Consider the following 24,479-nt stretch of genomic DNA (forward strand, 5'->3'; position numbering starts at 1 on the left):
CTGAGACAGATTTGCTAGGTAGTTGGAAAAAGCATGGCTAAACGAATCATCGCAATAGACATTGGAGCCTGGTCGGTGAAGGCCCGGGTCATGGATGTCAAAGACAACCTCGAGATTTACCGGGATGAAATCCGATTGGCGAGTTTCGGGAGTACGGTGAGTCCCGAGGAGGCTGACACTCAAACCGAGGCACCTGATGGCGCTGAAGCCGTTGAGGAAGCGGCTGAGGTCGAAATCGACTTATCGCCACTCGCGCAAGCCTTTGAGGCTATGGCTATTCATATCCAACCCTCCAAGGACGACGCCTGGGTCGTTACGATGGCAGGCACTCAAGCGATGTTGCTCTTCGTCGGGGTTCCTTTCGGTGAAAAACCTAAAGTGGCCAGTGTTCTTCCAAACATCCTCGTGGATCTTCTGCCATTTCCAATCGCGGAAGTTATTAGCGATTTCTTCGTTGAAACCATCGGAGAGACGCACCAAGCGGTTGTTGGAATCACAAGGCGCTCACAACTTTCGGCCTTCTTGGAGGATTTAAAATCGGGTGGAGTCGACCCGGCTAAAGTTGTCCCTCCCGAGCTGGCCATGGCGGTGGGCGCAAAGCAGTTTGTCGGCACCACCGATGTGGTTGCCGTGCTCGACATCGGTCATCAACACACGCGGGTTGTCGTGCTTCAGGAGCGGCGACTCCTGCACGCGAACACAATTCTCATCGGCGGCCAGCGGATCACAGCTGAGATTGCGAAGGCTTTTCGAGCTTCGACAGAAGAAGCGGAGAACGCCAAACATCAATACGCTCAGGTCGTACAAGGCCCCCAAGAGAACCCGCAGGTTGAGATCATCAGTCGTGCCGTCACAGACGCCCTTCGCCCGATGGTCCGAGACTTACGAAGGTCGCTACAGGCGCTTTACGCAAAGTCAGGAGCCGAGGTTCAAACTGTCTTCATCACCGGGGGTACGGCGAAGATTCGAGGCCTTGATGCGTGGTTAACGCGTGAATTGGGAGTAGAAGCACGAAAACTCCCCCTCCCCTCCAACCCAGTTTCATTGCCACTATACGGCGCAAGCCTTGCCCTCAACGATAAAGAAAAGCTGCTCAACCTCAGACAAGGCGCATTCGCGTTCAAAGGGAGTTCGCCCTATCTGAGAAAACAGGCGGCGATCTTTGGATTTGCTGCAGTGATTTTCGCTATCTTGATCGCGGCAAATCTCTTCCTCCAAAAAGCATCGCAAGAAGCCCGACGTGACGCCATGAAGGCAACTCTTGAGGCCCAGACTAAGAAAGTCTTTGGCGAGGCTCTCTCATCCCAGTCTGATATTCAGTCACGGATTGAGGGTGGGGCCGCGTCCGGTCAAGCTTTCATTCCCAAGATGAGCGCCTTTGAATTGCTCTATCAAGTCACAAACTCGGTCTCTCCTGAGATCGAAATGAACTTGACCCGGCTCGAAGTGGATATCGACAGAAAGATCATCCAGCTCATGGGCGAGACTTCGGATGCTCAGGCCGTTGACCAAATTGTGTCCGACCTAGAAAGACTCGAGTGTTTGCAAAACATCAAGAAAGACAAGCTCAGGGTCAAAAATGACGGCAAAGCAGATTTTGAACTTCAGATTGCGTCGGAGTGTTCATGAAAAAGCCAGTTCAAAAGCCGAAAGGCTCCGTGCTTAGTTCGATGTCCGAACGCGATCGCAAGCTTCTGATGCTCTTCCCGGTCATCATTGGCGTAGCCCTCATGGCGATTTTGGGCATCAAGTACTCTCAGTCGATTGACGCGATAGAGGCCGAAACCCAACGGCATCGAGCCGCGCTTGATTACCTCTCTCAAGAGGTTCCGGCTTACCTTGAGAGACAGTCTGGCGCGAAGGTCGCACGAAGTCATAAGGAAATGACCGAGGAGCAACTCAAGACGAACGATATCAAGCTCACGAGTTTCGTGGCCGAACACGCCTCCAAAGCCGAGATCACCATCACGAGTTACGACGAAGATGAGATGCCGTTTGGAGGCAGCGCCAAAGGTGAGGGCCCAATCATCACTGAGAGACAACTCAGGATTGAGATTCGCGAAGCAGAAATGGCTAAGCTTTTGGACCTTCTGGATCGAATCGAGAAATCAGACCAGCCCGTGTTCATCAAACGCTTGGATATTCGAGATGTTCGGGCAAAAGGGAGCGTCCGAGCCATCGTGACGGTCTCGACGTTCATTCAGAAAGAGAAGGCGACCTGATGATTTTAAGTTCCTTGGAAAAACCTATTGTCAGATTCCCGGTATATCTCTTCACCGGATTTGTGGTCTTTGCACTATCCATGGCACTGACGTTTCCTGATGATGAGATTAAAGACATCATCAGCGTCCAAGCGGAGAAGCAACTCGGACACAAGTATCGTGTGTACATCGGCGAGCTCGATCTCTGGCGCCTATCTGGAATCGCGCTGGAGAGCGTCTCGATCGAAGAGCGCGTGGATGAAACCGAAGAGGTCAATCCAGATCTGCCTCCCGAATTGCCCACCAAGATTAGGCTTCAAAGCGTGCGAGCTCGCCTCGCCCCCCTGGCTTCCTTGATAAATCTTGCGCCAACCGTGGTCTTTGATGCCGATACAGGTGGCGGAATCATCACCGGCGAGTTCGCATACGGGCAAAGCGAGTCCAAGCTCGGAGTCGAAACCCAGAAGCTCGACCTACGGCAGGCAAACTTGCTGACGACGTTGACCGGAATGCCGTTTTTCGGCGAGTTCGACCTCGAGACCGAGTTCATCTTTGACTCCAAGTTTCAGCCGGTTGACGGCTACGTCAAAGCCCGCGGCCAACAAATCACGATCGGACCCGCGACGATTCAGACCGATAAGTTTCCGCCGATGAGCTATTTTGAGATTCCGCAGACCAACTTCGGAACCATTCTCATCGACCTAGACATGGCTGAACCAGTCAACGAGCGAGCTTCAGCCACACTTGACTTCAATCGTTTTGAGTCGAGTGGACGCGATATTCGGATGGAAATGTGGGGTGATATCGGCATGGCACCTAAGTTTGGACGGGCCCGACCCAAGCTGCAAATGCGACTCCAACTCGACGACACCTTCGTCAAGGACAACTCCCTTTCGCCGCTGCTAAACGTGGGCGAAGTCAGAAAGGGCAAGGGTCGAGATTGGTACGGATTTACGTTGAACGGTACGTTTGACCGGATCCAGTTCAAAGGTTCCGCTGCCGCGTCGCAGGGCAACAAGGAAGCACCTGCTCAGCCCGAAGAATAGGTTCAATCAAACCCCGAAAGTGCGATTACATCGGCGATATCCTGTGTTCCCAGTTTCAACATCAAGAGCCGGTCTAGCCCTACGGCAACTCCGGCCGACGGCGGTAGTCCTTGAGACAAGTGGCGCAAGAACTCTTCGGGCATTGGAAGTTCTGGGTAGTTCAGTTCACGACGGCGCTCGATATCTTCGTTGAATCGTCTTCGCTGCTCTTCAGGATCGCAGAGTTCTTGAAACCCGTTGCAGAGTTCGAGGCCGTTCACATAGAGCTCAAACCGTTCCGCGGCGCGCGAATCATCCTCACAAGCCGCCGCGAGAACCGCCTGTCGAACTGGCCACCTTGTCACAAAAACTGGGCCCATAGACTCTAAAAACGGATCCACGTACTCAACCATCAGCTCGAAGTAGATTTGGTCCCAAGCGCCGTCCAACCGCACTTTGAGACCACCTGCACTACACGCCGAAACCAGTGTCTCTCTTGTTTGAGCCGCGAGGATATCGATTCCGCAGGACCGCAAAAAGAGCTCCTGCATGGTGATTCGTTCGATTGGACCTTCAAACTCCAAGAACGCCGAAACGATGTTCTCCACGTCTTGCATCACCGCCTCAACCGGCTCCCAGGCGCGATAGAACTCCAGAATCGAGAATTCTGGACGATGTCTCTTGGAGATTTCGCCATTTCGAAAGGCCTTGGTGACCTGAAAAATCCTCTCGTGCCCTGCTACCAGAAGGGCCTTCATCTTGAATTCAGGGGAAGTGTGTAGCCACTTTCGCGTCTCGCGACCGCCCGGCTCAGGAGAATAGATGGCGGGGAGAGGATCCAAGAAAACATCGGTGCCTGGTTCATCCACCAATTGAGGAGTCTCTACCTCCAAGAATCCGCGCTCTGCGAAGTAAGTTCGTATCTGCCCGTAAAGCCGCTGACGAAGTTCAAGTCCTGGTGTCCACCCTACCCCAGCCTCACCCCTCGAAAACGACTCGTAGCGAGCAACGTTGAGCTTCTCGCCGTCAAAGTGCCCCTCCACGCGCACAAGTTGTCCGTTTTCGAGCGGTAGTGGTCCTATGAGCACCGCCCCGTAGGCATTCGTCAACCGTCCTTCATGATACCGCCCTGCGGTGCACACAGAACCATTTTGAAGCTTGTGTAGGGGTTGATGCTCCATGATTCGACTTCTCCAGATGGCAAGCAAGACGGGAAATGGTACAAGAGGTTCTGATTCGATTGAAGAGGAGTTCACATGAAGTTTGCCGCGTTTTTGGCCATACTTGCTTTAGTTTCAACAGGCTGCGGTGAAGACCTTGGGTTTGGGCCCGAGATCGTCTCGATGACCGTAAGTCCCGACACGCTTTCCACCACTGAAACCGGGATGACAGACCAGTTCTTCACCATCACCATCGAGGTTTCGGGGTTCACCGATGAAATCGACGTGGAGGCCACGCGCGCATTCATCCAGCCGGATGAGGTGGACGCTGTGTACGAGTCTGCCACACTCGTGGGCAACACGATCACGCTCGATCGCATCGCAACTGGTTGGTTTCAAACTCTTCCCCCTGGCACCTATGATATCGGCGCGGAAGTCTCGACGGTCCCTGGCGACAACGGTCAACCCACTGAAGCCGTGGAGCGTCTGAACCTCACGACGGTAACGATCACGGAATGAAACGAACCGACGACCGAGCAAATTTAGTTCAGGCGTTTCAGGGACTCGTTGATGAGATTGTCCTGCTTGTCAGCGATCATTTGCGCCTCTTTCGGACGGAGCTCCGAAGAGACACATTGATCGCAGCCAAGTACGCGGCGGCTGCGCTCTTTTTCGGAGCTATCCTCTTCTTCTCGTATGCCATGCTAAATTTGAGCGTGGTGTTTTTCGCGGGGTGGGCAGCAGGACCTTTAGGGATGGCCGTCTCTTCATTGGTGCTTACATTGACCAATGTTGGATTTTCACTGAGGGCATTCAGATCTGTTGTGCAGAGGATTGAGCAAGATCAACTCGGCCCAAGATTCTCGTCAGCCGAACTCACGAGGAGCAAGGAATGGATCACCCCACAGACTTAGCGATACGACCCGACGATGACGTCTACGCCGATGAACTCGCCGAGATACGAGAGTCTATCTCAGAAACTCGAACACGGATTTCTAGGCGATTAGAATCGATTCAAGAAGAAGTTGAAGAGAAGCTTGATTGGAAAGCGTGGGTTAAAGAAAACCCTTGGAAAGCGACAGGAATCGCTTTCTCCCTTGGATTATATCTTGGCATTCGATAACCAAGATCAGATTGTTGCAAAGGTAAACATCGATGAGTGTAGAAAACACCGAGCCAAAACCGTCCATCGTGGAAAGCGTCCACATGATGGAGGAGCGTTATCATTCAACTCGTGAACAGCTCTACGAGGTCAATCGTCAGGCCCAGGTCATGATTCAAAAACACCCTGCCGCTTGCATTGCCGGAGCTTTCGCGGTGGGTTGGGTCATCGGCAAGTTGGCAAAACGACGTTGGCTCATCTGAGGAAAACCAAATGACTGAACAAGCAGAGATTACACAACGCGCTCAAGACCTCGCGGCTCAAGTGATTGATCCGGAAAAAGCCAAAGCGATCTGGGAAGAAAACCCGTACCTTATCCTCGGTGTTGCCGCTGGAGCGGGCTATCTCCTCGCTGGTGGGCTTGCAATGCCCTTCACGCGTCGTCTTGTGCGTATCGGCATGAAGGCCCTCTTCGTGCCAATCGCGGCCTCACAACTTAAGTCGCTGGCCACGACCTCCCCTGAACAGGAAATGATCAAATGAAAGGAGATAATATGGACCTCAAACGACTACTCGACCAGGCTCAGCGCTCCGTTTCTTCCACCTATGATTCGGGCATGGAAGCTTTGCTCGACCGAATGGGACTCGAGCACAAAAAATCCAATATGGAGAGTATGCTGCCAGTTCTAGGCGTATTCGGCGCAGGCATCGCAGTGGGCGCCGCACTCGGCCTTCTCTTCGCCCCTAAGCGCGGAGATGAGTTGAGAAACGATATCCGACACAGAATCGGCGATTTGCGTGACAGGAGTGTCGAACAAATCGACACCATTCGACACAAGAGCGAGACAATGCTCGACGCGGCGCCGAGAGTTACGCGGGAAGATGCTTGACCTCATCTGAGGCTAGCCGCTGCTGAACACTCTTGTTTTGCTCGACAGCCCATTTAGTGGGTACTGCATACATTACGTGTTCCTCGGGCTCTTCGGGCAAATAGATGACTCCCACGGGGTCGCCCGGGCCAAGCGTGGAATACGCCCCGTCTGTCGTAGAAATCGACCCGTGTCGAAAGCCTTCTCCAACTCGATATCGATAGGTGAGATTTGTTTGCTGGCCGGTATTATCACTCCAAAAAATACCCGTGATTTCGCCTAAAGTGTAGATACCCCGCCGATAGACATCAATTTCTATCCGGGCCTTCTTGGTCACTACGTAGGCGAGTGTTCCACAGACAAAGACCGCGAAAAGGCCGGGGATCGCAAAGACCGCACCACCCGAAAGATAGAGCGCAATCGGGAATGTCGTGACAAGCACCACGCTCGCGAGCGCCATCAAGACGATAAACAGATGGCTCTTCCCGTGATAGGCGTCGCGAAGGAAGAACCCAGGAAAAGGCCGAGGAGCAGGCAGGATCTCATGAGGAATCGGAAGCAATCCCGTGACCGACTTGGTCGGAACCATCAAGAAGCCCTCATCGAGGTCAGATTTCACTTCCTTCGCGCTCTGATAGCGGCGAGCCACCTCAGGCTCGGTTAGACGAAGCAGAATGCGCTCAAAACCCACCGTAATCGGCATCCCCGCAGGAATCTTGAAATGGTGAAGGCCCTCAAACAACTCACCGGGTGCCTGCCGTGTAATCAGCTGCACAAGAGTGGCGCCGAGCGCGAAGAGATCGGTCGCTGGCGTAGATTGCCCAGCGTACTGCTCAGGAGGCATATAGCCAAAAGTTCCAACAATCGTTGAACCCACTCCATCAGCAGTCACCGCCTCTCGCACAGCACCAAAATCGATCAAGACAATGCGCCCTTTAGAATTCAACATCAGGTTCGCAGGCTTGAGATCGCGATGGATCACCGGCGGATTGAGGTTGTGGAGATAGTCTAAGATCTCCAACGTCTGTAGGGCGATATCTCGAGCACGCGCCTCGTCGAATTCTTCTCCCTCATCCAAAAGGTCCTGAAGCGACTTGCCGTCGATGAACTCCTGAACCAGAAAGAGCCGTGGAGGGGACTCGTCATCACTCTCGATCGTGAAATCATTTAGATACGAGGGAATCCCCGCATGCTTCAAGGACTGAAGCGTTTGGCATTCTCGATGAAAGAGATCAAAGTCCTTCCACCGCTTCATTCGGCTCGGAAGTAGCTCCTTGATGGCCACATGAGCCTTAGTTGAGATATCTTGACCCAAGTAGGTTCGACCGAGAGCCCCCTCTCCCAGAACCTTGATGATCTCGTATTTTTCGTTATGCAACATACTTTCACCCAGTATGCCGGAGAGTTATCACAGATGTCTTGGTCAATCTACATGGACCGCCGTCGAACCAGCTACCAAGCCGTAGTCACCGAGTTGGAGAGCCTTGCTCGAAGCGTACCAGACTTAACGCTCACACTCGTACCCTTGGAAGCCGTCGAAGAGAGCTCCGACGCTGGGAAATTTCGAGATTTTGTGGAGATTGGGCAGGTCAAACACCCCTCCGATGAGGTCCTCAACTGGGTCGCGGAAGAGCTCGTCGATCAATTAGGGTGGGCTGTCGATATCAGACCCCTAGACTAGCCGATGTACTTGCCCAAGATGATGTCGAGGTTTTGTCGAGTCCACTCGGGAATAGCCTCAGGCTTGGTCATGATGGCGTATTGAAGCGCTTGAGAGGCGTCGCACTCGGCTTCTTTACCGAGTGGAATTGCGGGGATCACTCGCTTCAGGACTCGGCGCACGTTTGAAACATTCTGCCGAATAATCTCCATCACCTTCGACACGTCCACATGGTCGTCTTCGTGCCATACGTCGTAGTCGGTAGGAAGCGCGATGGTCGCGTAACACATCTCAGCTTCACGAGCTAAGCGGGCCTCCGGCATCGCCGTCATCCCGATTAGAGACGCTCCCCAGGCTCTATGAAGCTCGCTCTCCGCGATGGTGCTGAAGGCCGGCCCTTCCATACACACGTAGGTGCCGCCATCGTGAACCGTGATTCCCTCTGCCTTGACGCATTCGAGCAACACATCGCGCAGCATAGGGTGGAATGGGCGGCTCAAACCTACATGGACCGCGATTTCGTCGAACATCGAATTGGGTCGTTTGACCGTTTTGTCGATGATCTGGTCTGGAATAGCAAAATGCCCCGGAACAATCTCCTCTTTCAGAGATCCTACGGCACTCACGGTAACCAACCAAAAGACTCCAATGCTCTTGAGCGCCCAGATATTAGCCCGATAGGGAACATGTGTCGGACTGTGCTGGTGGTGTTGCCCGTGGCGCGGAAGAAACGCCACACGTCGTCCATCGATCTCGCCGATCACGATCGGAGCGCTGGGTTTTCCAAACGGTGTATCAATATCGAGCGTTTCAACGATATTGAGGCCCTCAATTTCATAGAGGCCGCTTCCACCGATAATTCCAATAGGGACGTTTTGTGACATGGTCTTGACTCCGAAAGAAGGTGGAGTCTTATTACCGTGAAGACAGCTTTTGGGCCAAGCCCCAAAAGAAAAACCCACGTTTTTCAACGTGGGTCTCAAAGACTCAAAGCGGCGGCTCTAGTTGGACTCAAGACACCGTGGGGTCGAAGCGATCGAGCAGTTCAGACACACATCAAATGGTACGTTGATGAGATTCGACTCGATCTCAGTACCGCTGGTGGTACGACCGGAAACTTGGATTTCAACCGAACCCGGTACGACCGCGCTTGGGTTTGAACCTGTCACTTGAGAGACGACTTGCTCCCATGTCCGAATATCCGCAGGCGAAATAATCGGCACGTAAGCTGCAGACTCGCCTCCGCCGCTGTCAACCGTCACGATGAAGTCGAACGACTTATCCAACGCATTGAATCCAGGCTGATTGCTCCCACTTGGGAAAGAAAAACTAACCTGCTCAACTTGGATTAAGTTTTGGTCGACGCGAAGGTTTTGGTTCTCGCCAATGGGAGAGTAGACGTCGCTGGGCTGCAAACGGTTTTGAAGCACCACGCTCATATCGAACGAGTTCGGAATCGAGCCGATTCCGTAACGAGCCACGGACTGCCCTTGCGTCTTGATCTCTTCGAGATTGATCGAAAGTCTCGACCACGCTCGTGACCGATCGGTGGAGATTGTGCAGCTCGCGCTCACAGTTCCTGCCTCTTCGTCTTCTGACACGGCGCCGTCAAATGTCACGGGTCCTGTCAAGAGTAGCGATGCGTCAGCATCAACACAGGCGGATGAGGTTAGCCCGACAAGCGCGGCTCCCAATATTAGGATTCGTTTCATCTGAAACTCCTGCACGTTTCTAATTTCTTCTCTAATCATTATAGCGCCTTCGATTTTTCTTTCCACGTTTTACCTCGAAGCCGACGAACCACCGATGGACTCTGCTCGATTGACGATTTTCGGTGTGATGAAAATCAAGAGTTCAGTCCGCCTCTCGCTCTCCGATGTGGTTCTAAAGAAGAAGCCAAGGATCGGAATCTTGTGGAAGAATGGCACTGCAGAGACGCTCGTTCCTGCGTTTCGTGTGTAGATACCACCGATCACAGTGGTATCTCCGTCCTTGATCAGGAGTTCGGTCTCAGCCTGCTTACGAATGATGGTTGGGTCTCCCCGTGCACCAGTGTTCTGGAAGTCGGGCTCGTTCTTAGATGCCGAGATCTGAAGCTGGATGTTGCCGTCAGGAGTTACCTGTGGCGTCACCGTCAACTCAAGAGTCGCGTCCACGAACACAGTCTGAACACCTGCCGCACTCACCACGCTGATCGGGATACTCGTACCCTGAGAAATCGTGGCTGGCTTGTTGTTCAGTGTGAGGATCTTAGGCGAGCTCACGATTTTGGCGTGACCAGCGGATTCGAAGGCACTCAAACGCAGGTTCAAGTTAACCGCACCACCCACACTACCCATGGTCAAGCCCAACGAACCACCGGAACCTGTACCCACTGGAGCAGGCAGGTTGACGGCAAAGTTCGGATTCGACGACGTTCCTGCAGTTGGAGCCTGGGCGTCCGTTGCACCACCAGCAATTCCAAGCACGCTCGGGAAGAGCAGACCGGTTGGGTTACCGTTCGCCTGTGAGAAGCTTACATCACCACCCCATTGGATACCCATCTGATGGGCGAAGGTGTCGTTCGTCTCAACAATTCGAGCTTCGATAAGGACCTGTGGGACTTGAGAGTCGAGACTCTCAACCAGTTGTCGAACAGCCGCAAGATTGTCCGGAATGTCCTTGATCACCAGGGTATTGGTTCGCTGGTCGATGGTCACCGTGCCTCGTGGGCTCAAGAGACCTGAAACCTGTGACTCCATTTCCGAAGCCTTGGCGTAGTTGACTGGCATCAAGAACACTTCGAGTGGTCGTGTCTGCTCAGCTGCAGCGCGCTGCTCAGCACGAGCAGTTTGCTCTTTGACAAGCGTGTCCTGAGGTGCAACGCGGATAACGTTTCCACGCTTCTCGAAGCCGAGTGAACGGGCCTGAAGCACAGTGAGGAACACCTCGTCGAGTGGAACACTGCGCAACCTCACTGTGACAGTACCCGAGACGCCCTGCCCCGACACAATGTTCACTCCACCTTCCTTTGCCAGAAGGCGAAGAACGTTTTGGATGTCTGCCTCGCGCAAATCGATGGTGATCCGCTTGCGGCTCATGCCAGGAACGGTGCTCACCTGAGTTGGGTCAGTGACAACGGATGGGTAACGCGGAGGTGCCGACGTGAACGCCGGGTCTGCTGGACGCGACTGTTCAGTCACACCCCAATCAACCCGTGTGTTCTCGGTCTTTGCGAATTCCCAAACGAGCGTGTTGCCATCTTGACGGACCACATCTGTGGCGTTCTCGCCAAGTTCCGCCTCTAGCCTTACGCGACCCTGCTGGTCCCGGAAGCTCGATACAAATCGCACTGCTCCCGATTCTCCTTTGTTGGCCACCGTGCGCTCAAGCGCTGGAGGAAGCTCAACATTGTTAAGAATCATGACAGCGCGACTCTCTTCCCAAGGAAGAGTCTCGAAGCTGCCCGGCTTCTCCATCTCGACGACGATTCGCGACTTCTGGCCTTCGTTCTCAAGTCGAATACCACGGACGTTATTTTCAACGTCGACGGGCACCGCTTGAGCCACGATTCCGCGATTCTCATTAGAATTGGATTTGGCTTCGGCAAGTTCACCACGAAGTTTCGCGATTTCCGCATCTTTCGATGCAATTGCCTGCTGAGCCCGTTCAAGGTCTGACTTAGCTCGGAGCATCGAAGCTTTGGAAGCCTCCATGTCCGCTTCGCGCTGAGCGAGTTCAGCTCTCACGCGCTGCTGCTCTTTCTCAAGTGACTTGAGTTCTGCAGCCACGTTTTGACCGGACTTCGACGAAGAAGCCAGAAGCTCCACTTGCTCACGCAGGCGGGTCTCACGCTCTTTGGCAGCTTGAAGTTCGCGCTGGGCCTTCTGATGCTCGGACTCCGCCTTCACAGCCTTAGAGTTGGCCTTGTTGAGCTCACTCTCAAGCTTCGCAGATGCCATTGCGGCCTGCTTCAACTCAGCATCTGTACGTGCGCTAAGTGACTTGGTCGCAGCCAAGGCCTCATCACGTTCCTTTGCAAGTTGAACAACCCGACGACGCTCGGCATCGCGCTCGCCTTCAAGCTTCGCAACTTGTCTCTCCAAACTCGAGACAATCGCTTCACGCTCTTGTACCTCTCGTTTGGTCGCTTCAAGTTCACGAGTTTTGGAAGCGATGGCATTGTTCAGCGCTTCACGCTGAGCACCTTGCGAACCTTCAACCTCTGCACGCAGAGCTCGAAGTTCTGACTCGGCTTTGGTCAGACGCTCACGCGTCTGTCCGAGTTCACGGTTTGCGGCCGTCACTTCGTTTTGGCTGCGTGCAACTTCGGCCTGGTATCGGCGCTCAAGCTCTTCAACCTTTTGCGTGTCGACCTTAGCCATGGCTCCTGCGGCATGACGTTTGGCGCCATCCACAAAGACCACAACGTCGTTACCATCGGTACGCACGTCGTAATGAGCAGCTTCGTCGAAGCCGATAATCACGCGTGTCACCGATTGGATGTTGTCCTTGAATTCAAGGAGGGCGACCTGTGAAATCACTCCGTTATTCACGCGCTCAGATTGGGCATCGCCCTTGAGTTCGCTATTCGAAATGTCGATGAACAAACGAGCGGGGTCGTTGAGTCGAAAGACCGAAAAGGTCGGGGTCGCCGATCCGTTGATACGGATCAGTGTTCCATCCTTTTGCTCCTCAACTTTCAACGCACTCACGCCGTTGATTCGGGATTCTACTTTGGAGCCCTGAGACTGCGCCATCGCCGGGCTCAACGGAGCACCGAGACCTATACACAGTGCCAGTGTGGCTAACTTCCATCTATTCATGTGACTCCTCAGTTCCTATACGACTCGTCAACCTTGTCTAGTTAATCTCAATTCAGTTCTGTGTTGGCGGAGCAAAGCCCTGCCCTGGTCCCAGCTGAGAAGGTGCCGCTTGGCCTTCATTCTCGACTGCGTTGGCACCAGGCGCCATCTCTTGAAAACTACGCTGCAATGCTTCGCGACCTTCTTCGGTTTGCATGAGTCTTTCGAGCGCTGCTCGTTCCTCCTCTGACAAACCACCTTCGCCCACCGCCAACTCCACGTCTCGTAGCTTGACGATGCGTTGAAGTGTTTGGGCATCCTCGTCCTCGCCACCTTCGATGACTTCGACTTCATTCTCACGAATATCCGCGATTACACCGCTGTTGCGGCCAATTCGGTCGCCGCGCTTAACGAAGTGACCAAAACCCGATGGATCAACAAACATCGCCGTTGGAACGGCAACTTCGCTGACGATCGCCACCAGCTTCAGCTGTCCGAGTCCAAATTGCTCGAGTGGCTCGAGCGCACGAACTTCACCGTCGATCGCCGTAGGTGTTGGTTGAACCACCTCTGGCGAAGGCATGAAGGGATTTCGGCGTGCTGTATCTGGATATTCAGGTCGCACGTACTCTTCCTGGGGAGCTGCCTCCGCGATATCCTCAACGACAGGTTGGGCCGGTGGTGGCGCCTGTGGTGGAGGTGGAGGCGGTTGCTGTACCGCATCTTCACACGCGGCAAGGCACATCCCGAGGCTGATCAATGTATATGTTATGACTTTCTTCATTATCAGATTCCTCTATGCCCTTATCCCTCGTTGGGTTTCGCGTAACGGAACGTCGTTCCACGAGTCTTGATCTTCAACTCGCCGTCTGACGCCATGCCTTGCCCTACGCGAACCATCGACAAATCCTTCATGTTTACAATCCGTGTCATTCGACCGATGTAATAAAGGAAGTTTGCAAGCTCGTCGTAGGTACCCGAAAGTTCCATTTCTACGGGAATTTCCACGTAAAACTGTTGTGGGCGCTCTGGTAGTCGCTTGAATATCATGATCTCCAAACCAGCCGTCTTCGCCTGGTTGTGAATTCTCTGGAGCAAGCTCGGGATCTCCGCGTCTTGGGGAAGCTTCTCTTGAGCGATCAAGAGTTGACGCTTCAACTTCTCGAGCTGAGCCAAGACCACGGCCCGGTTCTTCTTGAGTTGCTCGAGGCGTCCTTTCTCACGATCGATCTCAGTGAGTTGCTGCCGCTGCTTGTCGATGTCCTGACGCACAGGGTCGATGAGCAGGAACCAGAACCCAGCACCAATCACAACCATCAGAATCAATGGAATGATGATTCGCTGCGCAACCGGTAGGCCGTTGTATTTTTCAAAAAGGTTATTCATTTCTTTCGACCCTTCTTCCCTTTTGCCGCGGGTGCAGCAGCAGGAGCCTGTGGCTGACCTGTGTAGTTCAACTCACCTGTGAACTCGAAATCCACGTACTTAGCCGTGTTTCCTTGTCCACCTTTGGCAGTGACAACGTTGAGTTCGACGTTATTGAAGAACTTGCCAGTTGAAAGTCGCTGAAGGAATTCGGCCACATCGTCAGGATTGGCTGCGCCACCCTTGAGCTTGAACTTGGAGTTTGTCTCCTCCACGGTATCAAGCCATAGACGACGTGGGTCCCACTCGACGTTCCAATTCTTCTGAAGCTGAGCGAAGCGGTCTTCCTCGTTTCGTGGAGGACTCAACATCGCCTGAAGCTCGTCCATCATTCGGACAGGGCCCGAACGCTGGCGCTCAAGGTCATCGAGAACCTTGAGTTGTTGAGTGAGCTGATCTCGCTCTTTCTGCAGCTGTTCGGCATCTTTGACTTCTTCTTTGGCAGCTGCAACCTCACGCTGACCGATCGCCACCTTCTCTTTCAAGGAGGCCAGGTCGCTGCTTTGCATCGCATAGACTGCACTGAAGACCAAGAGCTCAAGCCCGATCAACGCGAGGAATACGAACAACGTCTTCTTAGCCGAGTCTCGGCGACGTTGTTGCTTTATCGGTAGTAGGTTGACGCGAATCATTTCTCGTTAGTCCTTCGAAGTGCAAGCCCGACAGACACACCAGCGATTGGAGCCCATTTCTGGACGCGCTCGGGTGAGAACTGTCTCTCGTCATAGGAAATATTTCGAAACGGGTTTGCCAGCTCTGCAGGAACCCCGCTAGTGCGCGCAATAATACGCACCAGTGACGGAATTGCTGCGGTGCCTCCCGAGACCACGATCCTATCGATCCTGCTGTCGGCCGCGGTGGCCGCATAGAAATCGATTGAACGCTGAATCTCAGCCGCCATATCTTCTGCTTTCTCACCGATGATCTTTTCGACCTCGTGAGGAAGAACCTCGTCACTCACATGACCAGGTGCCCCGCCCATTTTGTAGAGCTCGGCCTCCTGGTACGTGATGTTAAGCTGCTTTTGAATCTCTTCGGTGAGGTCATTGCCACCCATCGAAAGGTCACGCGTGAACATCGTGATTCCGTCGGTCACCACATTCATCGTGACGACTGAGCTTCCCACATCGAGCAGCACAATCGTTTCACCGCGATGGAACCCGTAATTTGCCTCGTACATATTCTGAAGGGCAAAGGCATCCACATCCATCACGGTAGGCTCCAGGCCTGCGTCCGCGGCCACACCAACATAATCATTGATCATGTCGCGTTTCGCAGCCACGAGCACCACGTCCATCTGCCCCTGGTCAGTCCTCGGTGCGAGAACCTCAAAGCCGATGAACACGTCCCTGATATCAAAGGGTATGTACTGCTCAGCTTCCCACTGGATCGACTCCTCAAGTTCTTCTTGGGTCATCAGAGGTAGCGTGATCTTTTTGATAATAACGGTGTTGCCCGAGACGCTCATCGCTGCCTCGCGAGTTTTCACCTTGTTGCGACGCAAGAGCTCCGCAACGGCATCTGTGACGACTGACGCATTCATTAACGCGCCGTCGACGATTGTCTCTGGTGGCAAAGGCTCGAAATCGAACGCTTGAAGCTGAAGACCTTTCTTCACATTCTTCAAAACGCAGAGCTTTACAGCGCTCGAGCCAATATCCAGGCCAATACAATTTTGTCCCTTGGCCATGCTTAGAACCTCTCAATATCCACAATAGGGAATGTTTGTCGGCATGTTGCCACGCAGTTTTCCTAGGTGTCAAGAAATCTACTTGCTTTGTGGACACACTCCACACCAGCTAGCTTTTCACGTTGTGCAAACTTGTCAAAATTTTCTATTACTGCTTTAACCCATTGGCTCACTTTTGTCTTTAAGGGATTCATTATGTCTACACATTCTTTACTTAAGCTCTACGACGCACTCCAAGTTTCACACGTGGCAGACGTCAAGACCTCGGGCCTCGATGTGCTCTTCCCACAAGGCATCACATGGAGTGAGGTTTTGGACTGTAGAATCACACCTTTCTCGGATCAGACCGTGGAAGAGAACTGTGAATTTGCGACCGAGGTACACAAGTTCTATATTCTCAGAGCCCCGGAGCAAGACGAACTGGGGTAAGTTTTTACCCCGGTCTTTTACACCATGAAGGTTCTGCTCTTTTTATTGACGGTTTTCGCTCTCGCCTGCGATCCCTCCCTAGATTCAAAATCTCCAGCACAACCTTTTGACCCCATTCGACACGATGTGGAAAGTTGGCGGCACGGGTTAATTGACGATCTACATGAGCGGCTTGACGCCCGCCTTTCCCACAAATTCGTTACCAAAATCCTCGATAAGGAAGCCAAACGCCCCTGGGGTGCGAGGCTAAAGGGCGGAATCAAGTACGCCGATCTCTTCCAAGAACTCTATGCCGACCACCAAATGGTCTTCGCGGGCGCCAACGGCCTCAACGAACGTGGAACCACACTTCTATCCTATCTAGAAGGCGCTAGTTTTCATGTTCTGGATCCTACCGACTACCATATCGAACGCGTGCGAAAGCTAAATGATTCATTCGGCGAGCCCGTGACACAGAAGCTCAAACTCAGCGGCTCGGATCTTGAAGTGATTGTAGGTTTTCTATCAAATGCCGAGGCAGACGGAGCCACAAAGAAACGCCTGCTCCTCGACGCCATCATCGAGGGGCGGATCGACTCACTTTCTCACCTTACGGACCACGTAAATTCGCGACGAGCGCTCATCGCTGAGCGAATGGAATCTGCGGCAGAACTCGAGTTGCGAATGGCTGATGGCGCCCTACGGTTTGCTCGCGACCTACGCCATTTTAACCTCGAGAGGCTCGACTGGAGAGAGATCCGTGACGGCGGTGGCTCGAAGAAGATCATCTACGGACGTCTCGCGAGGACTTTCGATGAACTTAAGAGCTCGAGTGAACCTCAAAAGGTTCTCGATGCTCTCTCTCCCCCCCACCCTCAATACAAGAGGCTCCTGCACGCCAGAACCCGCTACCAGACAATTGTGGCCGATGGCGGTTGGAAAGCGGTCCGCCCGTTTAAACTCGAAGAGGGTGCAAGCTCGGCGCGCGTCCAGGAACTCGCCGAAAGACTAGCAATAGAAGGCTACATCCAAACACCAGGTGAAACGTTGGATGAAGAGCTAATCTCGGCAATCCACACCTATCAACGCACCCACCAGTTCCGCGAAACGCTCGAGCCCAAAGCTGGGTTTTGGAGATCTCTCAACGTCGGAGCCGAGAAGCGACTCGCGCAGATTGAGACCACGATTCAAAGATGGCGAGAGTCGCGTTTTGAAGGCGAGCCAAACTATATCTTCGTCAACATTCCGGACTTTCACGCCGAGGTCTGGGAGAACAATGAGCGCAAAATGCGATTCCGCGTGGTCGTGGGCTCAAACCGACGCAGATGCGACCCCGTGACAAAGAAATGGGTGATGCCTGATGCGACTCCCACACAACTTGCGTTTCTCGACCACCTCGACGTCAACCCCTACTGGAACGTTCCGCGACGGATCGTTGAAGAAGAGTTCAAATCTCAAATCAAGAAAGATCCTGACTGGTTGAGCAAGAACAACTACGAAGAAGTTAAGACCAAGAAGAACGAGTGGATCCGCCAAAAGCCAGGGCCGGATAACGCCCTGGGAAAAGTGAAGTTTATCTTCCCAAACCCCCATAATACCTACATGCACGACACACCGAAGAAGAAGTACTTCGACTATCCGATTCGAGCATTTAGTCATGGTTGCGTACGCGTCGAAGAGCCCGAATCACTCGCGGAGTACTTGCTAGGCCGCGAAGAAAAGGCAGATCGTGGCGACCTAGAGACCCTGTGGGAAGAACTCAAGACCAAGAGGTTCCACTTTGATGAAAAGCTCCCGGTCTTCTTCGAGTATTACGTCACCCAGGTTGATGATGATGGGCACGTCCACTTCCTTGCCGATATCTACAAGAAGGATGCGAGACGTCTGAGCGAAGACAAAGACGCGTTTGATAGCTGTGCGTCGAAGCTTCCAAAGGCCGAGGATGATGGCGACTGGGATGCACCAAGTGATTCTACTTCCGACTTCGGTCCTTAATTTGGTTGTGCTCAAAACCAACACGGTTTAAGCTTCCGCTCTATATCGTTGTTCAATTTTCTCCGTTCATCCCCAGCGGTTGAATGTACCGTATTAAAACCGACATACGTCAGTATAAGTGCGACTCCGAAGAGAAGGTCGAGAAGCTTATTCGTAATTGGGTCATCCGGCCCAATGACCTGATCTATCTGGCCCAAACCCAAAGGTGGGCACCTATCGGAGAACACCCTCTTTTCGTCAAACTCTTCGAAGTGCTGGCGCAAGAGGAGGCTCAAGAACCCGAAACCGTGATGACCGAGTCCCCGCTCGAGAGCTCGGAGACACAAGCTGAGGGTCCAGAGGCTCCCCTCGATGAAGATGCGGAAGTCACACGCATCAAAGAACGACCAACCTTTGAAGATGAAGAAGACGAGGAAGAGCCTGCGAAGGACGTCCTGCAAACCGTCGAAGAAGAGGTAGTAGTCCCGACCCCGGAACCACCTACCCCACCGGAAGATATCGAAACTCCGGCTAAGACTGATGAAGTCACGGTCATGACCGCGAAAACGCTCGATCTCTTCACGACAGACGAGGTCTCAGAGGCCGAAGAATCGGAAGATCCGGCCGACCCGGCTCCAGATGCATTGCAAGAGATTTCGGAGGCTACCGCGCATTCCGGAGGGCTCTCCATCAAAAGCCCTAAAGTTGGGCGCCACGACCTACCAGAAGAGTTCTTTGCAACCAATGAGATCTCCACACCCATCAACCGCGAAGATGTCCCTCCCGTGGATGACCTCAAGGAAATGTACGGCACCTCGTCGGTTGATGATGCATGGGGCGAGTTGGCAGATGACGAAGACCTACGAGTCACGGAGCAGATTGAATCGCCTCTATCCAAGGACGAGGACGACGACCAAACTCTAGATCGTCCGCTAGTCGACCCTACACTCGTAGAGGAAAGCGCCCCCGCTGAGGTTGAAGAGGTAGACGAGGAAGTTGACGAAGAAAGCGACGATGAGTTGGTTGGTGCCAGCGATTCCGAAGATGACGACGAGTGGGAGGAAGAAGACCACCCGGACATCTCCGTGGAACTCTTGCAGAAGCATGCCTCGCGTATCGCCGATGTCTATAACATCCCTCTGCCGTTCACTGTGGCACCAAGCAGCGAAGACGAAGCAGCCGGACTGAAGCGGGCCAAGATTTCCAAGTCCGAAAAAGACCGACGGTTCCCCTACCCCAACGATAAGACTCTAAGTCAAGCCTACGTTCAAACCTTCGACTTAAGTCCTCCTAAGGCAGGACCAGACAAACGAATCATCGCGGCAGCAATCGTGTTTGTACTCCTGCTCATCGCGATCTTCGCCGCAATGTGACTTTCTCGTTTTGACTTGCTAAGATTGACGAAAGTGGAGGTATCTCATGCAAGCCGATTGGAATGGGCACGCGATAAAAATCACAGGGAACTGGACATTTAGATGGCTTTTCCTCGCCCCTGAGTATGAGCTCTGGATCGACGACCAAAGGATTGATCGAACGGGCGGGCCGCGACTCTCACCTAAGCTCGAAGCTATGGTCGAAGACGAAGGCGAGATTTTTCACATCGAAGCCGACATTCTTTCTATCGCTGGGTGGCGCCCAAAATGCGATTTAAGTGTCGGTGGTGAACTCCTAAAATCAGATAAGATCGAGGTCGAGAACTTCCTCAACCCCTTCTTGGTCATCTTCATCTTGGCCGCGACGTCCGTCATGCTCTACGTCGGCCCGACCGTGCTCCGAGACTTGATCAACTAAGTCAAAACCAGGTTGTCCCGGTGTATCGCCTCCTCAAAGCCACGATGACCTAAGATCTCTTCGAACTTTTCGCTGTGAACACCGCTGATCTTTCTAAGGTCGGACGCACTATATGAGCAGAGCCCCCTCGCGAAGACTTTTCCTTCGGGATCACACACGTCAACCACACTGCCGATATCCCATTCGCCATCTACCCGAAGGATGCCTTTCGGAAGTAGACTCGCGCCACGTTCTATCAGGGCACGGCACGCTCCCAGATCGCAAGAGATCTTGCCGACAGATACGGCCGCCGCACCGATCCAAATCTTCTTACCTTGAAGATGTTCTTGCGTAGGAACCAGCAAGGTTCCAGCGTCCTCTCCTCGACGAATCGTTTGCAAAATCCGAGGGCTCTTTCCGCCTGCAATCACTGTTGGAACTCCAAACCGAGCGGCATGCCGCGCCGAAGACACTTTGGAATTCATTCCGCCCTTGCCATGCCCACTCACGGAGGGACCTGCGATGCCTCGAAGGGTCTCGTCTTCAACCCCAATCGTTGATATTCGGGCGCCAAAAACCCTACCAGATGGACCGTCCGACACCTCCAACACGCCTTCCACATCAGAGAGAATGACAAGCAGATCAGCCTGAACCAACCCACACGTAATCGCCGCAAGGTGGTCATTGTCATCGAATCGCAGGCCTTCGGTTGCAACCGTGTCGTTTTCATTGATCACCGGAATGGCACCAAACTCGTCCACGGCTTCCAGAGCCATCCGAGCGTTCAAAAAACTTTCTCGCCTGTCGATATCCCCGCGCCCTAAGAGAATCTGAGCTGCACGTTTTCCATATTGAGCAAACTCGAGATCGAACATTTGAATCAACCGCGCTTGGCCAAGCGCTGCGTAGGCCTGCAAAGAAGGCAGGTCCTTGCGTTGCTCGCTGGCCACCTGGCGCCCGAGTGCGACCGCCCCCGAAGAAACCACGGTAACCCTATGACCGAGCTCAACCAGGCTTACGATGTCGAGCACCAGGTTAACGAAAGTCGGGCGATCCACATGAACTTTGTCCCGCAGGAGAACACCCGACCCAATCTTGACGACCCAGTGACGTCTATCTTTTAGTTCGCTTCGCTTCATGTCCCGTCTATATCCGCTTGCCGCACTTCGTTGCAATTCCACAAACACAAAAAAGCGGCCCGTCTTGGGCCGCTTTGGGTAGATCAGATTCTAGTTGAACTCTTACGAGCAACCACTCGTGGCGCCACAATTCGAGCACTTGTAGCACGCGCCACTGCGAACCATGATGGTCCCGCACACGTGGCAAGGTGGCGCATCCGCTTGAAGCGTAAAGACGTTGTTGTTCGCCTGGTAGACCACTTCACCGGCACGGGCCTTTTCAAACTTCGAAGTTGGCTCTTCCTTAGTTTGCGCGAGAGTCACCTTCTTTGGGGCCGCTTCCTCTGCCGCTTCAACACCCTCTCCGAGTGTCTCCCCCGGACGCCATGCGGATCCCTGATTGTTCAGGTAAACGCCTTTCGAATCCTCGCCCATGAATTTATCGGCGAGCCAACGGAAGATGTAGTCAGTGACAGACTTGGCAATTCGAATGCGTGGGTTATTGGTAAATCCGCTCGGCTCAAAACGAGTGTGCGCGAATTTATCAACAAGTACGCTCAATGGCACTCCATACTGCAAGCAGAGTGAAATCGCGGTGGCGAAGGCGTCCATAAGTCCGCTGACAACCGAACCTTCCTTGCTCATCGTGATGAAGATTTCGCCTGGTTGACCATCTTCGAAACAACCCACGGTGATGTAGCCTTCGTGCCCTGAGATCGAGAACTTGTGCGTAATCGAAGGCCTTTCATCAGGAAGCCTACGGCGGCGCTCAAAGGTCTCACCTGAGGCTACCTGTGCCATCACATTCTCTACGACCTTCTCTTCTTCGGTCTTGTCCATCGAAGTCGAAAGCGGCTGCGTTCGCTTGCATCCATCACGGTAGATCGCGATGGCCTTAAGTCCCAATCTCCAAGCCTCGACGTAGATTTCTGAAATCTCTTCGGCGGTGGCTTCGTGCGGCATGTTGACGGTCTTCGAAATGGCTCCCGAGAGGAAAGGCTGACAAGCAGCCATCATTCGCACATGCCCCATCGGGGTAATGCTTCTAAGTCCCTGTGCTGGCTTGAATGCACAGTCAAACACTGGAAGGTGCTCGTCCTTGAGACCTGGTGCGCCCTCGATGGTATCGTGGGTGGAGAGATAATCAACGATCTCCTTGCGCGCCTCCGCAGCGTACCCCAAGCGCTCAAGCGCCTGAGGAACTGTTTGATTGACGATCTTGAAGTAGCCACCTCCAACAAGTTTCTTGTATTTAATCAGGGCGATATCAGGCTCGACCCCGGTCGTATCACAATCCATCATGAACCCGATCGTACCCGTCGGAGCGAGGACCGTGACCTGACTGTTGCGATATCCGGCGCGCTTGCCGATCTCATACGCTGCCGCCCAACTCTCACGGGCTCCCTCAACAATTGGGTGGGAACTCGGAAGACCAACTTCCTCCACCTTTGCTTGATGCTTCTGAATCACCTTCAGCATCGGCTTCTCATTGATTGGATAACCCGTGAATGGCCCAATCTGCTCAGAGATTCTCGCTGACTGAGCGTATGCTTCACCACACATCACGGCAGTGATCGCTCCGGCCAAGCCACGTCCCTCTTCTGAGTCGTAAGCCAAGCCTCGAGACATCAATAGCGCCCCGAGGTTCGCGAACCCAAGGCCCAGTGGCCTAAACGCATGGCTATTCTTTTCGATCGCAGGGGTTGGATACCCGGCATTGTCCACGATGATCTCTTGTGCGGTGACAGAGATCTGAACAGCCCTCTTGAAGCTCTCCACATCAAAATCACCAGCCTCATCTTGGAATCGACGAAGGTTCAGAGACGCGAGGTTACACGCCGAGTTGTCCAAGAACATGTACTCGGAACAAGGGTTCGAAGCGTTGATTGGAGCTGTATTGGGGCAGGTATGCCACTCGTTGATCGTGGTGTCGTACTGCATGCCCGGGTCGCCGCAAATCCATGCTGAATCGGCAATCTCAGACATCAATTCTCGAGCATTGTAGGTGTCTACCACGCGCCCGTCGGTCACGGCCTTGGTGCTCCAAGTGTCGTTGCCTTCAACCGCCTTCATAAACGCGTCAGACACTCGAACAGAATGGTTGGCATTCTGATAGAAGATCGAGTCGTAGGCGCCACCAGGCACGTTGAAACCACCGTCATAACCCGCATCAATAAGAGCCCAGGCTTTCTTCTCTTCAACGGACTTGCTGCGCACAAACTCCAAGATGTCTGGGTGCTCGGCGTTAAGAATCACCATTTTCGCCGCACGACGAGTCTTTCCGCCCGATTTGATCACGCCAGCGAACGCGTCGTAGCCCTTCATGAAGCTCACAGGGCCACTAGCAGTGCCGCCGCCGCCCAGATGCTCACGGCTCGAACGGATAGTCGAGAGGTTGGTTCCCGTTCCGCTACCCCACTTGAAAAGCATTCCCTCGGTCTTCGCGAGTCCGAGAATGGACTCCATCGTGTCTTCCACCGAGTTGATGAAGCATGCAGACGCCTGTGGCTTCTTTTCAACACCTACGTTGAACCAAACCGGGCTGTTGAACGCGAGCTTCTGGTTCACAAGGAGGCTGGTCAACTCAGCGTTGAAAACAGCTGCGTCTTGAGAGGTCGTAAAGTAGTTCTGCTTCAAGCCCCACCCGGTAATGGTGTCTGCCACGCGGGAGATCAACTGCTTGAGGCTATGCTCGCGATCGGGTGAGTCAAGATGACCGCGGAAGTACTTTGAAACTACGACATTCGTGGCCGTTTGAGACCAAAATGTAGGAAACTCAACGCCTCGCTGCTCAAAGACATTCTCGCCCTTCTCATTACCGATGATGGCATCCCGCGTTTCCCACTCAATCTCATCGAATGGATGAACCCCTTCTTTGGAGAAAAATCGCTCAAACGTGAGTCCACGCCCAAGACCTTCAAATTTCCGGGGTTTCGCCGTCTTGGCTACCAAGTCTTCCGTGATTGTCGAATCGATACTCGTGGTCATTTTCTCTCCTTTCTATGGCTCCCTCATGGAACCTTCTGTGAAACGCCTCGATGCCGAAGCGCCGTGGTGGCTGCTGATGCTTTTTCGCTGATTCACTACTGGTCCGCGGACAACTTCCCCGTGTATTGTCCCAGACAACGCGAAGAAGATTTCTTTGTAGCGGACGGTCAGGATACTCCGAGCGATCATGGTGTCAACCCCTCAAAACACAATATCTAGTGGTCACATTCCAAATACACCACTACATATTGATACCGCGCTTCGAGCCTGTCCAATTTTTCCTCGCACTATCTGTAGCCTTTCGT

The 24,479-nt window shown here is 53.4% G+C and carries 25 protein-coding genes; 14 read left to right on the forward strand and 11 right to left on the reverse strand.

The features are described from left to right. The first annotated feature begins 33 nt into the window (after positions 1–33). The 3 genes from pilM (FRD01_RS08425) to gspN are packed head-to-tail and all read left to right on the forward strand — an operon-like array spanning position 34 to position 3,247. The gene (gene pilM / locus FRD01_RS08425) at positions 34–1,629 is read left to right on the forward strand and encodes a cell division protein FtsA (protein WP_146958951.1); all 1,596 of its coding nucleotides are present in this window, start codon (positions 34–36) and stop codon (positions 1,627–1,629) included. Beyond that, complete coding sequence (locus tag FRD01_RS08430) at positions 1,626–2,222, forward strand: hypothetical protein (RefSeq protein WP_146958952.1); 597 nt, start codon at positions 1,626–1,628, stop codon at positions 2,220–2,222. The genes pilM (FRD01_RS08425) and FRD01_RS08430 overlap by 4 nt, the downstream gene beginning before the upstream one ends. Further along, positions 2,222–3,247, forward strand: coding sequence for a type II secretion system protein GspN (gene gspN, locus FRD01_RS08435; protein ID WP_146958953.1), 1,026 nt, complete (start codon positions 2,222–2,224; stop codon positions 3,245–3,247). The genes FRD01_RS08430 and gspN overlap by 1 nt, the downstream gene beginning before the upstream one ends. A 2-nt stretch (positions 3,248–3,249) precedes the next feature. Here the strand turns inward: gspN and epmA are convergent, their stop codons facing one another. Then, complete coding sequence (gene epmA / locus FRD01_RS08440; RefSeq protein ID WP_146958954.1) at positions 3,250–4,407, reverse strand: EF-P lysine aminoacylase EpmA; 1,158 nt, start codon at positions 4,405–4,407, stop codon at positions 3,250–3,252. A 75-nt stretch (positions 4,408–4,482) separates the two neighbouring features. Between epmA and FRD01_RS08445 the strand changes: the two genes are divergently transcribed. The 6 genes from FRD01_RS08445 to FRD01_RS08470 are packed head-to-tail and all read left to right on the forward strand — an operon-like array spanning position 4,483 to position 6,378. Next, on the forward strand, positions 4,483–4,905 hold the full coding sequence (locus tag FRD01_RS08445) for a hypothetical protein (protein WP_146958955.1): 423 nt from the start codon (positions 4,483–4,485) through the stop codon (positions 4,903–4,905). Beyond that, positions 4,902–5,300, forward strand: coding sequence for a phage holin family protein (locus tag FRD01_RS08450; protein WP_146958956.1), 399 nt, complete (start codon positions 4,902–4,904; stop codon positions 5,298–5,300). The genes FRD01_RS08445 and FRD01_RS08450 overlap by 4 nt, the downstream gene beginning before the upstream one ends. After that, positions 5,279–5,509 carry a hypothetical protein gene (locus FRD01_RS08455; protein ID WP_146958957.1) on the forward strand — a complete coding sequence of 77 codons (231 nt, stop codon included), beginning with the start codon at positions 5,279–5,281 and terminating at the stop codon, positions 5,507–5,509. The genes FRD01_RS08450 and FRD01_RS08455 overlap by 22 nt, the downstream gene beginning before the upstream one ends. A gap of 32 nt (positions 5,510–5,541) precedes the next feature. Then, positions 5,542–5,751: a hypothetical protein gene (locus FRD01_RS08460; protein ID WP_146958958.1), complete on the forward strand. Its 210-nt coding sequence runs from the start codon at positions 5,542–5,544 to the stop codon at positions 5,749–5,751. 10 nt (positions 5,752–5,761) lie between these two features. Beyond that, positions 5,762–6,031 carry a hypothetical protein gene (locus FRD01_RS08465; protein WP_146958959.1) on the forward strand — a complete coding sequence of 90 codons (270 nt, stop codon included), beginning with the start codon at positions 5,762–5,764 and terminating at the stop codon, positions 6,029–6,031. Positions 6,032–6,042: 11 nt separating this feature from the next. Continuing rightward, positions 6,043–6,378, forward strand: coding sequence for a YtxH domain-containing protein (locus FRD01_RS08470; protein ID WP_249756117.1), 336 nt, complete (start codon positions 6,043–6,045; stop codon positions 6,376–6,378). Here the strand turns inward: FRD01_RS08470 and FRD01_RS08475 are convergent. Further along, the gene (locus tag FRD01_RS08475; RefSeq protein WP_146958961.1) at positions 6,359–7,738 is read right to left on the reverse strand and encodes a protein kinase domain-containing protein; all 1,380 of its coding nucleotides are present in this window, start codon (positions 7,736–7,738) and stop codon (positions 6,359–6,361) included. The two genes, FRD01_RS08470 and FRD01_RS08475, sit on opposite strands and share 20 nt — an antisense overlap. A 33-nt stretch (positions 7,739–7,771) precedes the next feature. On the opposite strand from FRD01_RS08475, the gene FRD01_RS08480 reads away from it, so the two are divergent. Further along, entirely contained in the window at positions 7,772–8,038 is a 267-nt protein-coding gene (locus tag FRD01_RS08480; RefSeq protein ID WP_146958962.1) for a hypothetical protein, read from the forward strand. Here FRD01_RS08480 and mtnP read toward each other — a convergent pair. The 7 genes from mtnP to pilM (FRD01_RS08515) all read right to left on the reverse strand — a co-directional run bounded on the left by mtnP (position 8,035) and on the right by pilM (FRD01_RS08515) (position 15,916). Next, the gene (mtnP, locus tag FRD01_RS08485; protein WP_146958963.1) at positions 8,035–8,901 is read right to left on the reverse strand and encodes an S-methyl-5'-thioadenosine phosphorylase; all 867 of its coding nucleotides are present in this window, start codon (positions 8,899–8,901) and stop codon (positions 8,035–8,037) included. The genes FRD01_RS08480 and mtnP overlap by 4 nt on opposite strands. A gap of 117 nt (positions 8,902–9,018) precedes the next feature. Further along, positions 9,019–9,729 carry a hypothetical protein gene (locus FRD01_RS08490; protein WP_146958964.1) on the reverse strand — a complete coding sequence of 237 codons (711 nt, stop codon included), beginning with the start codon at positions 9,727–9,729 and terminating at the stop codon, positions 9,019–9,021. 69 nt (positions 9,730–9,798) lie between these two features. Next, on the reverse strand, positions 9,799–12,822 hold the full coding sequence (locus tag FRD01_RS08495; RefSeq protein ID WP_146958965.1) for a type IV pilus secretin PilQ: 3,024 nt from the start codon (positions 12,820–12,822) through the stop codon (positions 9,799–9,801). Positions 12,823–12,874: 52 nt separating this feature from the next. Then, positions 12,875–13,585, reverse strand: coding sequence for a pilus assembly protein PilP (locus FRD01_RS08500; RefSeq protein ID WP_146958966.1), 711 nt, complete (start codon positions 13,583–13,585; stop codon positions 12,875–12,877). Between the two features lie 20 nt (positions 13,586–13,605). After that, positions 13,606–14,187, reverse strand: a complete 582-nt coding sequence (locus FRD01_RS08505; protein ID WP_146958967.1) for a type IV pilus inner membrane component PilO — start codon at positions 14,185–14,187, stop codon at positions 13,606–13,608. Continuing rightward, the gene (locus FRD01_RS08510) at positions 14,184–14,858 is read right to left on the reverse strand and encodes a PilN domain-containing protein (protein WP_146958968.1); all 675 of its coding nucleotides are present in this window, start codon (positions 14,856–14,858) and stop codon (positions 14,184–14,186) included. Before FRD01_RS08510 ends, FRD01_RS08505 begins: the two co-directional genes overlap by 4 nt. Next, positions 14,855–15,916 (reverse strand): type IV pilus assembly protein PilM, encoded by a 1,062-nt coding sequence (pilM, locus tag FRD01_RS08515; RefSeq protein WP_146958969.1) that lies wholly within the window; start codon positions 15,914–15,916, stop codon positions 14,855–14,857. Before pilM (FRD01_RS08515) ends, FRD01_RS08510 begins: the two co-directional genes overlap by 4 nt. 195 nt (positions 15,917–16,111) lie before the next feature. Between pilM (FRD01_RS08515) and FRD01_RS08520 the strand changes: the two genes are divergently transcribed. From FRD01_RS08520 to FRD01_RS08535, 4 genes are all read left to right on the forward strand, one after another. Continuing rightward, entirely contained in the window at positions 16,112–16,345 is a 234-nt protein-coding gene (locus FRD01_RS08520) for a hypothetical protein (RefSeq protein ID WP_146958970.1), read from the forward strand. Positions 16,346–16,369: 24 nt separating this feature from the next. Beyond that, the gene (locus FRD01_RS08525) at positions 16,370–18,319 is read left to right on the forward strand and encodes a L,D-transpeptidase family protein (protein ID WP_146958971.1); all 1,950 of its coding nucleotides are present in this window, start codon (positions 16,370–16,372) and stop codon (positions 18,317–18,319) included. Between the two features lie 83 nt (positions 18,320–18,402). Beyond that, positions 18,403–19,671, forward strand: a complete 1,269-nt coding sequence (locus FRD01_RS08530) for a hypothetical protein (protein WP_146958972.1) — start codon at positions 18,403–18,405, stop codon at positions 19,669–19,671. A gap of 46 nt (positions 19,672–19,717) precedes the next feature. Next, entirely contained in the window at positions 19,718–20,089 is a 372-nt protein-coding gene (locus FRD01_RS08535; RefSeq protein WP_146958973.1) for a hypothetical protein, read from the forward strand. Here the strand turns inward: FRD01_RS08535 and proB are convergent. Next, entirely contained in the window at positions 20,086–21,207 is a 1,122-nt protein-coding gene (gene proB, locus FRD01_RS08540; RefSeq protein ID WP_146958974.1) for a glutamate 5-kinase, read from the reverse strand. The genes FRD01_RS08535 and proB overlap by 4 nt on opposite strands. Positions 21,208–21,309: 102 nt before the next feature. Continuing rightward, a complete protein-coding gene (locus tag FRD01_RS08545) occupies positions 21,310–24,174 on the reverse strand; it encodes a vitamin B12-dependent ribonucleotide reductase (RefSeq protein WP_146958975.1) in 2,865 nt (954 codons plus the stop codon). Positions 24,175–24,479 lie beyond the last annotated feature (305 nt).

This window comes from Microvenator marinus, from assembly GCF_007993755.1.
GTDB lineage: Bacteria > Myxococcota_A > Bradymonadia > Bradymonadales > Bradymonadaceae > Allomicrovenator > Allomicrovenator marinus.